Origin of the sequence: Streptomyces sp. NRRL WC-3626 (assembly GCF_000718785.1) — a bacterium.
Lineage (GTDB): Bacteria > Actinomycetota > Actinomycetes > Streptomycetales > Streptomycetaceae > Streptomyces > Streptomyces edwardsiae.
The window spans coordinates 88,929-102,697 of record NZ_JOCA01000016.1 but is presented as its reverse complement, the minus strand read 5'-3'; the positions used below and the strand labels follow the sequence as shown (position 1 = coordinate 102,697).

Annotated in this window: 15 protein-coding genes; 4 read left to right on the top strand and 11 right to left on the bottom strand. The window is 69.0% G+C overall.

Annotated features, from left to right (window positions below; translation table 11 throughout):
• The first annotated feature begins 10 nt into the window (after nucleotides 1-10).
• Nucleotides 11-583 carry a cob(I)yrinic acid a,c-diamide adenosyltransferase gene (locus tag IF28_RS0123585; RefSeq protein WP_030223841.1) on the top strand — a complete coding sequence of 191 codons (573 nt, stop codon included), beginning with the start codon at nucleotides 11-13 and terminating at the stop codon, nucleotides 581-583.
• 56 nt (nucleotides 584-639) lie between these two features.
• Here the strand turns inward: IF28_RS0123585 and IF28_RS0123580 are convergent, their stop codons facing one another.
• On the bottom strand, nucleotides 640-1,215 hold the full coding sequence (locus IF28_RS0123580) for a hypothetical protein (protein WP_030223839.1): 576 nt from the start codon (nucleotides 1,213-1,215) through the stop codon (nucleotides 640-642).
• Between the two features lie 152 nt (nucleotides 1,216-1,367).
• On the opposite strand from IF28_RS0123580, the gene IF28_RS0123575 reads away from it, so the two are divergent.
• The 3 genes from IF28_RS0123575 (at nucleotide 1,368) to IF28_RS0123565 (ending at nucleotide 5,149) form a co-directional block, all read left to right on the top strand.
• Nucleotides 1,368-2,561 carry a sensor histidine kinase gene (locus IF28_RS0123575; RefSeq protein WP_030223837.1) on the top strand — a complete coding sequence of 398 codons (1,194 nt, stop codon included), beginning with the start codon at nucleotides 1,368-1,370 and terminating at the stop codon, nucleotides 2,559-2,561.
• Complete coding sequence (locus tag IF28_RS0123570; RefSeq protein WP_030223836.1) at nucleotides 2,558-3,199, top strand: response regulator; 642 nt, start codon at nucleotides 2,558-2,560, stop codon at nucleotides 3,197-3,199. The genes IF28_RS0123575 and IF28_RS0123570 overlap by 4 nt, the downstream gene beginning before the upstream one ends.
• Nucleotides 3,200-3,325: 126 nt before the next feature.
• Nucleotides 3,326-5,149, top strand: a complete 1,824-nt coding sequence (locus tag IF28_RS0123565; RefSeq protein WP_030223833.1) for a glycoside hydrolase family 18 chitinase — start codon at nucleotides 3,326-3,328, stop codon at nucleotides 5,147-5,149.
• 62 nt (nucleotides 5,150-5,211) lie between these two features.
• Here the strand turns inward: IF28_RS0123565 and IF28_RS0123560 are convergent, their stop codons facing one another.
• The 10 genes from IF28_RS0123560 to IF28_RS0123515 all read right to left on the bottom strand — a co-directional run bounded on the left by IF28_RS0123560 (nucleotide 5,212) and on the right by IF28_RS0123515 (nucleotide 13,586).
• Entirely contained in the window at nucleotides 5,212-5,658 is a 447-nt protein-coding gene (locus IF28_RS0123560) for a DUF2550 domain-containing protein (protein WP_030223832.1), read from the bottom strand.
• Nucleotides 5,659-5,786: 128 nt separating this feature from the next.
• A complete protein-coding gene (locus IF28_RS0123555) occupies nucleotides 5,787-6,164 on the bottom strand; it encodes a F0F1 ATP synthase subunit epsilon (protein ID WP_030223830.1) in 378 nt (125 codons plus the stop codon).
• Nucleotides 6,165-6,295: 131 nt separating this feature from the next.
• Entirely contained in the window at nucleotides 6,296-7,732 is a 1,437-nt protein-coding gene (atpD, locus tag IF28_RS0123550; RefSeq protein ID WP_030223827.1) for a F0F1 ATP synthase subunit beta, read from the bottom strand.
• A complete protein-coding gene (locus tag IF28_RS0123545) occupies nucleotides 7,732-8,649 on the bottom strand; it encodes a F0F1 ATP synthase subunit gamma (protein ID WP_030223826.1) in 918 nt (305 codons plus the stop codon). Before IF28_RS0123545 ends, atpD begins: the two co-directional genes overlap by 1 nt.
• A gap of 21 nt (nucleotides 8,650-8,670) precedes the next feature.
• On the bottom strand, nucleotides 8,671-10,260 hold the full coding sequence (gene atpA / locus IF28_RS0123540; RefSeq protein WP_030223824.1) for a F0F1 ATP synthase subunit alpha: 1,590 nt from the start codon (nucleotides 10,258-10,260) through the stop codon (nucleotides 8,671-8,673).
• Between the two features lie 135 nt (nucleotides 10,261-10,395).
• Nucleotides 10,396-11,211, bottom strand: a complete 816-nt coding sequence (locus IF28_RS0123535; protein WP_030223822.1) for a F0F1 ATP synthase subunit delta — start codon at nucleotides 11,209-11,211, stop codon at nucleotides 10,396-10,398.
• On the bottom strand, nucleotides 11,208-11,759 hold the full coding sequence (locus IF28_RS0123530) for a F0F1 ATP synthase subunit B (protein ID WP_030223820.1): 552 nt from the start codon (nucleotides 11,757-11,759) through the stop codon (nucleotides 11,208-11,210). The genes IF28_RS0123535 and IF28_RS0123530 overlap by 4 nt, the downstream gene beginning before the upstream one ends.
• Before the next feature lie 42 nt (nucleotides 11,760-11,801).
• Nucleotides 11,802-12,023 carry an ATP synthase F0 subunit C gene (gene atpE / locus IF28_RS0123525; protein ID WP_004925497.1) on the bottom strand — a complete coding sequence of 74 codons (222 nt, stop codon included), beginning with the start codon at nucleotides 12,021-12,023 and terminating at the stop codon, nucleotides 11,802-11,804.
• A gap of 75 nt (nucleotides 12,024-12,098) precedes the next feature.
• Nucleotides 12,099-12,938, bottom strand: coding sequence for a F0F1 ATP synthase subunit A (gene atpB / locus IF28_RS0123520; protein WP_037893858.1), 840 nt, complete (start codon nucleotides 12,936-12,938; stop codon nucleotides 12,099-12,101).
• A gap of 210 nt (nucleotides 12,939-13,148) precedes the next feature.
• Entirely contained in the window at nucleotides 13,149-13,586 is a 438-nt protein-coding gene (locus tag IF28_RS0123515; RefSeq protein WP_030223811.1) for a hypothetical protein, read from the bottom strand.
• Between the last annotated feature and the right edge of the window lie 183 nt (nucleotides 13,587-13,769).

The window sequence follows — 13,769 nt, the reverse complement described above, 5'->3', positions numbered from 1 at the left end:
GGCTGGCCCCATGGTCAACCTGACGCGTATCTACACCCGGACCGGCGACAAGGGCACCACGAACCTCGGTGACATGTCCCGGGTCGCCAAGACCGATCTGCGGATCTCCGCCTACGCCGACGCCAACGAGGCGAACGCGGTGATCGGTACCGCGATCGCGCTGGGCGGGCTGGAGGACGAGGTCGTCCAGGTCCTCACCCGGGTGCAGAACGACCTGTTCGACGTGGGCGCCGATCTGTCGACGCCGGTGGTGGAGAACCCCGAGTACCCGCCGCTGCGGGTGGAGCAGTTCTACGTCGACCGGCTGGAGGCGGACTGCGACACCTTCAACGAGCGGCTGGAGAAGCTCCGCTCCTTCATCCTCCCCGGCGGCACACCCGGCGCGGCCCTGCTGCACCAGGCGTGCACGGTGGTCCGCCGGGCCGAGCGCTCCACCTGGGCGGCGCTGGAGGCCCACGGCGACTCGATGAACCCCCTCACCGCCACCTATCTCAACCGCCTCTCCGACCTCCTGTTCATCCTGGCCCGCATCGCGAACAAGGAGACCGGAGACGTGCTGTGGGTACCGGGCGGGGAGCGCTGAGGCACAGGGGTCCGGCGGATCAGGCCTCAGACGCGGCGTGATCCGCCGGACAGGCCCTATCGGCCGACGCGCTCCTTGCCCTCGGTGGCCGGGGCACCCGCCGGGGCCTTCTTCGGCCAGATCCAGTAGGCCAGGGCCACCAGGCCGTGGATGCCGGCCGCGCGCCAGGCGGTGTAGCGCCAGGCTTCCAGGGAGGTGACGCGGTCCGGGTCACCGACGTACCAGATGGCGAGCTGGAGCAGCGCGGTCGCCACGGCGGCGCCGATGAGCGTGCCCAGCCACACCCTGGTCTCGTGCCGGGCGCGGGGCATGCCGTAACGCGGCGGGCCCTGCGGCCTGGGCGCGCCGGCCAGCCGGTGGGCGGCGTGGCCGTCGAGCCACTTCACGGTGCGGTGGCCGTGGCCCACCGTGTAGCCGATGTAGAGCGCGGCGAGGCCATGGGTCCAGTCGGGTTCGGCGCCGTTCTTCAGGTCCAGCGCGGTGGCGACCAGCAGGACGACCTCCAGCAGCGGCTCGCACAGCAGCAGCGCGAGCCCGGTGCGCGGCATCCTCAGCAGATAGCGGCAGGCCAGTCCGGCGGCCAGCAGCACCCAGAAGCCGATCTCACAGGCGGCGATCAAGGCGACGATCACGGTTCGCTCCCTTCGGTCACCCTTTCAGGCTCCCGTGCGGAGCACCCCGTTTCGTCGTCGCCGCCGATGAACCCCCGGTACATCGAAAGATGCAGTCCGGGACCGTCCGCGGGGATCAGGCGGCGGGTGCGCGCAGCGTGTTGGATGGTGCCATGGCCGTACGACCACCCCGCCCGCCCCGCTTCGACGTGGGGGTCGCGCTCGCCGGACTCGCCGGCGGGCTGGTGCTGTGGGCGTTCGGTCTTGGCCTGCGGCCGGCGGGCAGCGCACAGGTCCTCTTCGACGGCCGCTGGCCGCTCCTCGTGCCGCTCGCCGTGATGGCCGGCTGCGAACTGCTGCGCCGCACCGCGCCGCGCACCGGACTCGCCCTCGGCACGCTCGCGCTGGCCGCGGATCTGATGACCCAGGGCAGCATCGCCACGATCGTGATGTACACCGACCTGATGTACGCCGCCGTCCTGTACGGCACCCCCGCCACGGCCCGCCGGCTGCCCTGGATCACCGGGATGCTGTCGATCGCCGCGACGCTGGTGCCGTTCGCCGTGCTGCGGGAGCCCGAGGCGCTGCTGATCGGTGTCGTCATGGGCGCCGTGACGTTCACGCCCGCGTCGACGGGCCTCATCGTGCGCAACCACCGTGACGCGGCCGAGTCGGCCCGGCTGCGCGCCGAACAGACCGCGCTGCTGGCGGAGATGGACCGCGTCCAGGCGGTGACGGCGGAACGCGCCCGGATGGCCCGCGAGTTGCACGACATGGTCGCCAACCACCTCTCCGCGATCGCCATCCACTCCACGGCCGCGCTCTCCCTCAAGGACGAGAGGACCTCCCTCGACGCCCTCGCCGTGATCCGGGAGAACAGCGTCCAGGGACTGTCCGAGATGCGACGGCTCATCGGCATCCTGCGCGACGGCGCCGACGACCGCGAACCGGCCGCGACCCCCACCCTCGACGGCCTCGGCGCCCTGGTCGAGGGCGCCCGCGCCAACGGCCTCGACGCCTGCCTGGACGCCGCCTACGACTCGGTCCCCGCACCGGTCGAACTCGCCGCGTACAGGATCGTGCAGGAGTCGCTGACCAACGCGCTCAAGCACGCCGCCCCGGGACCGGTCACGGTGTGGCTGCGGCGGCACGACGACGGCCTCGGCATCCGGGTGACCAGTGCGTACGGCGGCCGGGACACCCCGCGCGCCCCGGGGTCCGGTGCCGGACTCGTCGGCATGCGGGAGCGGGCGGCCCTGCTGGACGGCACGTTCGAGGCGGGGCCGGAGAGCGGTGCGGACGGCAGGATGTGGGTCGTACGCGCGCTGCTCCCCGTCACCGACATCGCCCAAGGAGAGATGGAATGATCCGCGTCCTGGTCGCCGAGGACCAGTCCGCCGTCCGCGCCGGTCTGGTCCTGATCCTGCGCAGTGCCCCCGACATCGAGGTGGTCGGCGAGGCGGGCGACGGTGAGCAGGCGGTGGCGCTGGCCCGTGAAATGCGCCCCGACCTGGTGCTGATGGACGTGCAGATGCCACGTCTGGACGGGGTGTCGGCGACCCGGCAGGTGGTCGGGGAAGGGCTCGCCGATGTGCTGGTGCTGACCACCTTCGACCTCGACGAGTACGTGTTCGGGGCGCTGCGGGCCGGAGCGGCCGGATTCCTGCTGAAGAACACCGACGCCAGGGACCTCATCGAGGCGGTACGCACCGTGGCGCGCGGGGAGGGCGTGGTCGCCCCGGCCGTCACACGGCGGCTGATCGCCGAGTTCGCGGCCAAGCCGGCCCGCCGGGGGGCGGCCGATCCGGCGGTGCTCGACGCCCTCACCCGGCGCGAGCGCGAGGTGCTGTCCTGTCTCGGCGAGGGGCTGTCCAACGCCGACGTCGCGGAACGCCTCCAGATGGCCGAGGCCACGGTGAAGACGCACGTCAGCCGACTGCTGGCCAAGCTGGAGCTGCGCAGCCGGGTGCAAGCGGCGGTACTGGCGCAGGAATTGGGGATCTGAACCCCGTAGCGGAGTGGTGGTCCAGACCTATTGACCGGTGGTCCAGACCTTTCTATTCTCACGGCACTGCGGGTGTGATGGCTCAGTCACACCCACGACGGCTTCTCCCCCATAAGGAGGCGCAGCATGCGCTTCAGACACAGAGCCGCCGCAGGGTTCGCGACCCTGCTGCTTCCCTTCGCCGGCCTCGTCGGCCTCGCGAGCCCGGCCGAGGCCGCGACCTCGGCGACCGCCACCTACGCCAAGACCCAGGACTGGGGCTCGGGCTTCGAGGGCAAGTGGACGGTGAAGAACACCGGCACCACCGCCCTCAGCTCCTGGACCGTCGAATGGGACTTCCCCTCCGGCACCAAGGTCACCTCCGCCTGGGACGCCACCGTCACCAGCTCCGGTGACCACTGGACCGCCAAGAACCTCGGCTGGAACGGCACCCTCGCCCCCGGCGCGTCCATCTCCTTCGGCTTCAACGGCAGCGGTGCGGGCTCCCCCTCCGGCTGCAAGCTCAACGGCGGCAGCTGCGACGGCTCCTCCGTCCCCGGCGACAACGCGCCCTCCGCGCCCGGCACGCCCAGCGCCTCCGGTGTCACCGACACCTCGGTGAAGCTGTCCTGGTCGGCGGCGACCGACGACAAGGGCATCAAGAACTACGACGTCCTGCGCGACGGCGCCACGGTCGCCACCGTGACCGGCACCTCGTACACGGACACCGGCCTCAGCAAGGGCACCGACTACTCGTACACCGTGCGGGCCCGTGACACCGGCGACCAGACCGGCCCGGCCAGCGGCGCGGTGAAGGTCCGCACCACCGGCAACACCGAGGAGCCGCCGCCCACCGGCGACAAGGTCAAGCTCGGCTACTTCACCGAGTGGGGCGTCTACGGCCGCAACTACCACGTCAAGAACCTGGTGACGTCCGGCTCCGCCGCCAAGATCACGCACATCAACTACGCGTTCGGCAACGTCAAGAACGGCCAGTGCGTCGTCGACGACACCTACGCCGCCTACGACAAGGCCTACACCGCCGACCAGTCCGTCAGCGGCACCGCGGACACCTGGGACCAGCCGCTGCGCGGCAACTTCAACCAGCTGCGTCAGCTGAAGGCCAAGTACCCGCACATCAAGGTGCTGTACTCCTTCGGCGGCTGGACCTACTCCGGCGGCTTCGGCCAGGCGGCACAGAACCCGGCCGCGTTCGCCAAGTCCTGCAAGCAGGTCGTGGAGGACCCGCGCTGGGCCGACGTCTTCGACGGCATCGACATCGACTGGGAGTACCCGAACGCCTGCGGTCTCACCTGTGACAGCAGCGGCCCGGCGGCCCTGAAGAACCTCACGCAGGCCCTGCGCTCCGAGTTCGGCCAGAACTACCTGGTCACCGCCGCCATCACGGCGGACGGCTCCAACGGCGGCAAGATCGACGCGACCGACTACGGCGGCGCCTCGCAGTACCTCGACTGGTACAACGTGATGACGTACGACTACTTCGGCGCCTTCAACGCGCAGGGTCCGACGGCCCCGCACTCGCCGCTCACCTCGTACAGCGGCATCCCGCAGGCCGGCTTCAACTCGGCCGACGCCATCGCCAAGCTGAAGTCGAAGGGCGTCCCGTCCGCCAAGCTGCTGCTCGGCATCGGCTTCTACGGCCGCGGCTGGACCGGAGTCACCCAGTCCGCCCCCGGCGGCACGGCGACCGGAGCGGCCCCGGGCACCTACGAGGCCGGTATCGAGGACTACAAGGTCCTGAAGAACACCTGCCCGGCCAACGGCACCATCGCGGGCACGGCGTACGCGCACTGCGGCAACAACTGGTGGTCCTACGACACCCCGTCGACGATCGCCGGCAAGATGTCCTGGGCCAAGAACCAGGGCCTCGGCGGCGCCTTCTTCTGGGAGTTCAGCGGCGACACCACGAACGGTGAACTGGTGACGGCCATCAACAACGGCCTGAAGTAACCCTCACCCGGTACGCGACCCCACCCTCCTCCGGACCTCGTCCGGGGGAGGGTGTACGCGCTCTACGCGACGTTCACCCTCTGGCCGGGCGGGGCCGCCTCGAGCCACGCGAGGAAACCGGTCAGCGCGTCCTCGCTCATCGCCAGCTCGAGTCGCGTGCCCCGGTGCAGACAGACGAGGATCACCGAGTCCGACAGCAGCGCCAGCTCCTCCTCGCCCTCGGGGAGACGACGGCCGGCCACCTCGATCGCGGAACGCTCCAGCACGCGGCGCGGGCGGGGAGCGTACGAGAACACCCGGAACCACTCGACCCGGTCACCGTTGTACCGCGCCACCCCGTACGCCCAGCCCTTGCCGCCGGCGTCACCCGACTCGGGGACCGCCCAGCGCAGGCTGCAGTCGAACGTACCGCCGGACCGCTGGATGAGGCGGCGGCGCAGGCCGAAGACGAAGAGTCCCACCACCACGAGGGCCACCACGATTCCGCACACAGTCAGAGCGAGGACCATCGGCACCGACCTCCTCGTCTCCTAGGTAACGGAACGGAAAAATCATCCAGATCTGCCTCAGCCGCGACCGGCTCCGGATCGCTCCGGTGCCGGCCGCGGCTGAGTGACGTCATCCCACCGCGCCGGTATCAGCGCCCTGCCGACGCCGCCCGCAGACGGACGTCCGCGCGGCGCTGGGCCTCCGCGTCGTCCTCCGCCTTCGCGCGGGCGAGTTCCTGCTCCGCGCTCTGGACGTCGATCTCGTCCGACAGCTCGGCGACCTCCGCCAGCAGCGACAGCTTGTTGTCCGCGAACGAGACGAAACCGCCGTGCACCGCGGCGACGACCGTGCCGCCCTCGCTCGTACGGATGGTCACCGGGCCCGACTCCAGCACACCGAGCAGCGGCTGGTGACCGGGCATGACGCCGATGTCGCCGGACGTGGTGCGCGCGACGACCAGGGTGGCCTCGCCGGACCAGACCTCTCGGTCGGCCGCGACCAGCGCGACGTGCAGCTCAGCAGCCAAGGTGGCTCCTCGGGTCACCACCCGGCGGTTTGGCCGGGTGTTGGTTACAAGTCTAAGGGGCGTGGATGAGGGGGCGGGACGCGCCCGCCCCCTCAGGTGTGAACCTCAGGGGTTCACGGTGAGCCTGATGCTCAGAAGACGCCCAGCTCCTTGGCGTTCTTCTTCAGGTCCTCGATGCCACCGCACATGAAGAACGCCTGCTCCGGGAAGTGGTCGTACTCGCCGTCGCAGATCGCGTTGAAGGCCGCGATCGACTCGTCCAGCGGGACGTCCGACCCGTCGACGCCGGTGAACTGCTTGGCGACGTGGGTGTTCTGGGACAGGAAGCGCTCCACGCGACGGGCACGCTGGACGACGAGCTTGTCCTCTTCGCCGAGCTCGTCGATACCGAGGATCGCGATGATGTCCTGCAGGTCCTTGTACTTCTGCAGGATGTTCTTCACGCGCATCGCGGCGTTGTAGTGGTCCGCCGCGATGTACCGCGGGTCGAGGATGCGGGACGTCGAGTCCAGCGGGTCCACGGCCGGGTAGATGCCCTTCTCCGAGATCGGACGGGAGAGCACCGTCGTCGCGTCGAGGTGGGCGAAGGTGGTGGCGGGCGCCGGGTCGGTCAGGTCGTCCGCGGGGACGTAGATCGCCTGCATCGAGGTGATCGAGTGACCACGGGTCGAGGTGATGCGCTCCTGGAGGAGACCCATCTCGTCGGCCAGGTTCGGCTGGTAGCCCACCGCGGAGGGCATACGGCCGAGCAGGGTCGACACCTCGGAACCGGCCTGGGTGAAGCGGAAGATGTTGTCGATGAAGAACAGCACGTCCTGCTTCTGCACATCGCGGAAGTACTCCGCCATGGTCAGACCGGCCAGGGCCACGCGCAGACGGGTGCCCGGGGGCTCGTCCATCTGGCCGAAGACCAGCGCGGTCTTGTCGATGACGCCCGACTCGCTCATCTCGTCGATGAGGTCGTTGCCCTCACGGGTGCGCTCACCGACACCGGCGAACACCGACACACCGTCGTGGTTGTTGGCGACGCGGTAGATCATCTCCTGGATGAGCACCGTCTTGCCGACGCCGGCACCGCCGAACAGGCCGATCTTGCCGCCCTTGACGTACGGGGTCAGCAGGTCGATGACCTTGACGCCGGTCTCGAACATCTCGGTCTTCGACTCGAGCTCGTCGAAGTTCGGCGCCTTGCGGTGGATCGGCCAGCGCTCACCGGTGTACTGCTCGTCGACGTTCAGCACCTCACCGAGGGTGTTGAACACCTTGCCGGTGGTGAAGTCGCCGACCGGCACGGAGATGGAGGAACCCGTGTCGGTCACCGGGGCCTGGCGGACCAGACCGTCGGTGGGCTGCATGGAGATGGTGCGGACCAGGCCGTCACCCAGGTGCTGGGCGACCTCGAGGGTGAGCGTCTTGAGCTCGCCCTCGTTGGCCGGGTCGGCGACCTGGACGTGCAGCGCGTTGTAGATCTCCGGCATCGCGTCGACGGGGAACTCCACGTCGACGACCGGGCCGATGACCCGGGCGACGCGGCCCGTGGCCGTCGCGGTCTCAACAGCGGTGGTCATTAGTTGTCACTCCCCGCGTTCGCGTCGGCCAGGGCACTGGCGCCACCGACGATCTCGCTGATTTCCTGGGTGATTTCGGCCTGGCGGGCCGCGTTGGCAAGACGGGAGAGCGTGTTGATCAGCTCGCCCGCGTTGTCGGTCGCCGACTTCATCGCGCGCCGCGTGGCGGCGTGCTTCGAAGCGGCCGACTGGAGCAGCGCGTTGTAGATACGGCTCTCCACGTAGCGCGGCAGCAGGGCGTCGAGGACGTCCTCCGCCGAGGGCTCGAAGTCGTACAGCGGCAGGATCTCGCCCTTGCTGGCAGTCTCCTCCGCGACCTCTTCGAGGCGCAGCGGAAGCAACCGGGGGTCGACCGCCGTCTGCGTCATCATCGAGACGAACTCGGTGTAGACGATGTGGAGTTCGTCCACGCCGCCGTCAGCCGTGTCCTTCTCGATGGCCTCGATCAGCGGGGCCGCGACCTTCTTGGCGTCCGCGTACGAGGGCTCGTCGGTGAAGCCCGTGAACGTCTCCGCGATCTCGCGCTCACGGAAGTTGTAGTGGGCGACACCGCGCCGGCCGACGATGTACGTGTCGACCTGCCTGCCCTCGCGCTCCAGGCGCTCGGTCAGCCGCTCCGCCGCCTTGATGGCGTTGGAGTTGAAGGCGCCGGCCAGACCGCGGTCGCTCGTGAGGAGCAGGACCGCGGCACGGGTCGGGTTGTCCGCCTCCGTGGTCAGCGGGTGCCTGGTGTTCGACCCGGTTCCGACCGCCGTGACCGCGCGGGTGAGCTCCCGCGCGTACGGCGTGGAGGCCGCCACCTTGCGCTGCGCCTTGACGACGCGCGAGGCGGCGATCATCTCCATCGCCTTGGTGATCTTCTTGGTCGCGGTGACGGATCGGATGCGACGCTTGTAGACCCGGAGCTGGGCTCCCATGAGTCAGGTCCCTTCCTTACGTCACTTGGCGGCGGACGGGGCGTCCTCGCCGAGCAGCTTGCCGTCGCTGGTCTCGAACTGCTTCTTGAAGTCCGCGATCGCCTCGGCCGTGGCCTGCAGGGTGTCGTCGGACATCTTGCCGCCCTCACGGATGGAGGTCATGAGGCCCTGCTCCTTGCGGTGCAGGTGCTCCAGGAGCTCCTTCTCGAAGCGGCGGATGTCGACGACCGGCACGTCGTCCATCTTGCCGGTGGTGCCGGCCCAGACGGAGACGACCTGGTCCTCGGTCGACATCGGCTCGTACTGGTCCTGCTTCAGCAGCTCGACCATGCGCTGACCGCGCTCCAGCTGCGCCTTCGACGCGGCGTCCAGGTCGGAACCGAAGGCGGCGAACGCCTCCAGCTCACGGAACTGGGCGAGGTCCACGCGCAGTCGGCCGGAGACCTGCTTCATCGCCTTGTGCTGCGCGGAACCGCCGACTCGGGAGACGGAGATACCGACGTTCAGCGCGGGGCGCTGACCGGCGTTGAACAGGTCCGACTCCAGGAAGCACTGGCCGTCGGTGATGGAGATGACGTTGGTCGGGATGAACGCCGACACGTCGTTGGCCTTGGTCTCGACGATCGGCAGACCGGTCATCGAGCCGGCCCCCATCTCGTCGGAGAGCTTGGCACAGCGCTCCAGCAGACGGGAGTGCAGGTAGAAGACGTCACCCGGGTAGGCCTCACGGCCCGGCGGGCGGCGCAGCAGCAGGGAGACGGCGCGGTAGGCGTCGGCCTGCTTCGACAGGTCGTCGAAGATGATCAGGACGTGCTTGCCGTCGTACATCCACTGCTGACCGATGGCGGAACCGGTGTACGGCGCCAGGTACTTGAAGCCGGCCGGGTCGGACGCCGGGGCGGCGACGATGGTCGTGTACTCCAGCGCGCCGTTCTCCTCCAGCGCGCGGCGGACCGACGCGATGGTGGAGCCCTTCTGGCCGATGGCGACGTAGATGCAGCGGACCTGCTTCTTCGGGTCGCCGGTGCGCCAGTTGTCACGCTGGTTGATGATCGTGTCGACGGCCAGGGCGGTCTTGCCGGTCTGGCGGTCGCCGATGATCAGCTGGCGCTGACCACGGCCGATCGGGGTCATGGCGTCGACGGCCTTGTAGCCCGTCTCCATCGGCTCGTGCACCGACTTGCGCTGCATGACCGTGGGGGCCTGCAGTTCGAGGGCGCGGCGGCCCTCCGTCTCGATCTCGCCGAGGCCGTCGATCGGGTTGCCGAGCGGGTCGACCACGCGGCCGAGGTAGCCCTCGCCCACGGCGACGGACAGGACCTCGCCGGTACGGGTGACCGGCTGGCCCTCTTCGATACCGCTGAACTCACCGAGGACGACGGCACCGATCTCGCGCTCCTCGAGGTTGAGGGCGAGGCCGAGGGTGCCGTCCTCGAACTTCAGCAGCTCGTTGGCCATGGCCGAGGGGAGGCCCTCGATCTTGGCGATGCCGTCGCCGGCGACGGTGACCGTGCCGACCTCCTCGCGCGAGGCCGCGTCCGGCTTGTACGACTGGACGAAGTTCTCCAGCGCGTCCCGGATCTCCTCCGGCCGGATCGTGAGCTCCGCCATCTGAGTTCCCTGCTCTCCTTGTTGGGCCCGAAGTTTCACTTGGGGGGTATGGGGACTCCCCCCGATATGAGGTGAATCCTCTGCACGGCCCAACCAGGGCCGTAACTGCTTACTGCCTATGAAGAATTGTGTTGCTCAGCCGGCCAGCCGGCGGCTCGCGTCCTCGAGCCGGTCCGCGAGGGACCCGTTGATGACCTCGTCGCCGACCTGCACCCGGATCCCGCCGACGACCGCGGGGTCGACGTCGAGGTTGAGGTGCATACGGCGGCCGTAGAGCTTCGCGAGGGCGTCGCCCAGGCGCTGCTTCTGCCGGTCGCTCAGCGGCACCGCGGAGGTGACCACGGCCACCGTGCGGTCCCGGCGCTCGGCGGCGAGCTTGGACAGGGACTCGAGTCCCGACTCCAGGCTACGTCCCCGGGGCGCGGTCACAAGACGCGTGACCAGACGCTCGGTGGCGGCGGCCGCCCTGCCGCCGAGCAGGCCGGCCAGCAGCTCGCTCTTGGCGGAGGCGGTGGCCCTCCGGTTGGTCAGCGCGGCCCGCAGCTCGGTGTTGGAGGAGACGATCCGGCCGAACCGGAACAGCTCGTCCTCGACGTCGTCGAGCGTGCCGGCCCGCTGGGCGGCGGTGAGGTCGGCCACGGCGGCCAGTTCCTCGAGCGCGTCCACCAGGTCGCGCGACTGCGACCAGCGGGAGCGCACCATGCCGGACACGAGGTCGGCGGTCGGGCCGCCGACCTGCGAGCCGAGCAGGCGCCGTGCCAGGTCGGCCTTGGCCTCACCGGCCTGCGCCGGGTCGGTGAGGACCCGACGCAGCGACACCTCGCGGTGGAGCAGCGCGGTGACGGCGGCCAGCTCGTCGGCGAGCGAGCCGGCGTCCACGGACGTGGAGTCCGTCAGCGCGTCGAGACGCTCGCGTGCTGCTGCCAGGGCCTCGCGGCTCGCTCCGTTCATCGCGCGGCCTCGGCCTTCTGGTCGAGCTCGTCGAGGAAGCGGTCGATCACACGGCTCTGCCGGGCGTGGTCCTCGAGGGACTCGCCGACGAGCTTGCCGGCCAGGGTGGTGGCCAGCGTGCCGACGTCCTGACGCAGCGCGGACGCGGCGGCCTTGCGGTCGGCCTCGATCTGCGCGTGCCCGGCGGCGATGATCTCCTCGCGCTGACGCTGGCCCTCGGCCCGCATCTCGGCGATGAGCGTCGCACCCTGCTCCTGCGCCTCCTGGCGCAGACGCGCGGCCTCGTGCCGGGCTTCGGCGAGCTGAGCCTTGTACTGCTCAAGGACGCTCTGGGCCTCGGTCTGAGCGGCCTCGGCCTTCTCGATACCGCCCTCGATGGCCTCGCGACGCTCTTCCAGAACCTTGTTGATGGTCGGGAGGAGCTTCTTCGCGAGGAAACCGAAGACGATGACGAAAGCGATGAGGCCGATGACAACTTCCGGCCACGGCGGGATGAGGGGATTCTCCTTCTCACCCTCAGCCGCCAGGAAAACCAGGGCGGAGTTCACATCAGTGCCTTTCGTCGAAAGGGTCGGTCGTCAGTGCTCGTCTTAGTAGACGAACGGCATGACGAGACCGATCAGGGCGAGCGCCTCACAGAAGGCGAAGCCCAGGATCTGGTTGGCGCGGATCAGGCCGGCGGCCTCGGGCTGGCGGGCGAGAGCCTGGGTGCCGTTACCGAAGATGATGCCAACGCCGACGCCCGGACCGATGGCCGCGAGACCGTAACCGACGGAACCGAGGTCACCCGTGACAGCAGCAAGGTTGGACATGCCAGTTCTTCCTTCTCTTTACGGACCGGTGGGGGTTGGCCACCGGACGACTATGGGGGTGGAAACCGGGGGCGCTCAGTGGTGCTCGGCGAGCGCGCCCTGGATGTACGTGCAGGTCAGCAGGACGAAGACGTACGCCTGCACGGCCTGGATGAAGAGCTCGAAGAGCGTCATGACGAGGACCATGCCGAACGAGACGGCGGAGTAGGCGATGCCGATTCCGTTGAGCATGTACCAGCTGGCGATCGTGAAGAGCAGCAGCAGGGTGTGGCCCGCGAACATGTTCGCGAAGAGTCGCACGGCGTGGGTGAACGGGCGGACCAGCAGGTTCGAGAAGAACTCGATGGTCATCGACAGCGGGAGGACCGCGCCGAGGGTCTTGTCGTAGCCGGTGACGTTCTTGAAGAAGCCGACGAAGCCGTGCCGCTTGAAGGTGAGCGAGACCCAGGTGATGTAGACGATCAGGGCCAGGACCAGCGGGTAGGCGATGATCGACGTCACCGGGAAGGCGGCGACGGGGATGATCGACCAGAGGTTCATCATCCAGACGAAGAAGAAAAGGGAGACGGCGAGCGGAACGTACTTCTCGCCCTCGCGCTTGCCGAGCGTCTGGTACACGATGCCGGTGCGTACGAAGTCGTAGCCGGCCTCGGCGACCATCTGGAGCTTGCCGGGGACCAGCTTGGGCTTGGCGAAAGCGGCCCAGAAGAAGCCCACGACGATGATGGAGCCGAGCAGCGCGAGCAGCATCGGCTTGTTGAAGTACAGGCCGTTGCCGTCTGCGTTGCCCCAGAGCGGTTCGAAGAGGAACGAGTGCAGGCCCGGAGCCGGAAAGCCACAACCGTCGAACAGGTGGCAGTCGGTCTCGAAGGCGAGCACCTGCGTCGGGTCAGCACTCACCGCGGGCTCCTTCATCGTGGCGCATAGGTACGGCAACCTCGTTGTGTCGGCGCGGCGCGGAGCCGCAGTTCGGCACGGGACTGGTGTTACGGATGTGGGGGCGGCCGGGGGGCGTTACGCCTCGCGATCGGCCAGGCGCCGGCTCGGATGCCCGCGCCCGCGATGCCGCAGTTGGCACCGGACGATAGCAGGAGTTCCGAGGCCTCTTTATCCCGGGCCTACCCCTCACGACGAGTGCCCCGAGTTTCCCGGCTTCGAGGCCGTCGTCGACTCGGGTTCGACATAGAGGATCTTCGACTTCATGTGCGCGCGCGTCTGTGCGGCGATCCACACGAGGGTGGTGCCGACCAGCGTGAGAGCGAAAGCCTTGGGGTGGAACAGGGTGGTGTCCCGGAACAGGGCGACGAAGACGAACAGCAGCAGGATCTGCGCCGCGTAGAGCATCAGCCCCATGGCCTGGAACAGGTGGGGCAGCGTTTTGGCGGTGCGCTGAAGTACGTAGAGCCCGATCCCCATGAAGAGGATGACCACCGCGGTCGCGACGAGCGCCCCGATCGCACCCTTGCCACCGGCGACCACCGCGCTGACGACGGCGGCGACAGCGCCGGCGGCAGCCGTGGGCACGGCGGCCTGGGCCAGGATCCGGACGTCATTGGACGGCATGGCGGCAACTCCGCAAATCACAGGGGGGCAGTGTGTCGTCATGGACGAGCGTAAACCCCTGAGCGGAGAGAGATTTCCTCGCACCTGCGAACCGGCGCAATGCGGTTCGGCTGGTCTGTTCGGGGTTCTCGTGAACGCTATCACAAACTATTTGATGCAGTCTTTACCTGCCTGGTGTGCTCG